The sequence below is a fragment of the Vibrio sp. 10N.222.49.A3 genome (assembly GCF_041475145.1).
Taxonomy (GTDB): domain Bacteria; phylum Pseudomonadota; class Gammaproteobacteria; order Enterobacterales; family Vibrionaceae; genus Vibrio; species Vibrio tasmaniensis_A.
Genome location: NZ_JBFRVM010000149.1, coordinates 1 through 587 on the forward strand (window position 1 = coordinate 1; position 587 = coordinate 587).

3 tRNA genes are annotated in these 587 nt (G+C 41.6%); all 3 read left to right on the forward strand.

Features of this window, described 5'->3' with window-relative positions:
- Positions 1–48 precede the first annotated feature (48 nt).
- The 3 genes from AB4589_RS20565 (at position 49) to AB4589_RS20575 (ending at position 310) form a co-directional block, all read left to right on the forward strand.
- A tRNA-Glu gene (locus tag AB4589_RS20565) sits at positions 49–124 on the forward strand.
- A 2-nt stretch (positions 125–126) separates the two neighbouring features.
- A tRNA-Lys gene (locus tag AB4589_RS20570) sits at positions 127–202 on the forward strand.
- A 32-nt stretch (positions 203–234) separates the two neighbouring features.
- A tRNA-Val gene (locus AB4589_RS20575) sits at positions 235–310 on the forward strand.
- Positions 311–587 lie beyond the last annotated feature (277 nt).

Below are 587 nucleotides of genomic sequence, written 5' to 3' on the forward strand. Positions count from 1 at the left end.
GTTCTTCGAAGTTTGTTTCTACTTTTAAAGTGGAGATAAATTAGCAGTGTCCCGTTCGTCTAGAGGCCTAGGACACCGCCCTTTCACGGCGGTAACAGGGGTTCGACTCCCCTACGGGATACCATTGGGTCGTTAGCTCAGTTGGTAGAGCAGTTGACTTTTAATCAATTGGTCGCAGGTTCGAATCCTGCACGACCCACCATTCTTTCTCCGCGAAGGAATTAAAACTATCGTGGGCGATTAGCTCAGTTGGGAGAGCACCTGCCTTACAAGCAGGGGGTCACTGGTTCGAGCCCGGTATCGCCCACCATTCTCTAAATATTCTTGGTTATAGTCATATCCAAACCACTTCTTTTGTCGTTGGTTGGTGTGTTTGACCCTGAGAGTCTTTAGAAAATGTGAAATTTAGAACACTGGTTCTTAAAGTCTCATGCTCTTTAACAATTTGGAAAGCTGACTGATTGATTACTTACGAGTAATTCAATCAAATTTAAAAGTTCTCAATGTTTATCTTTATTAGATAAACACAACAAACACATTCAAGTGTCTTGTATTCGAATCAAATTTATTTGATTCACAATTGAGTC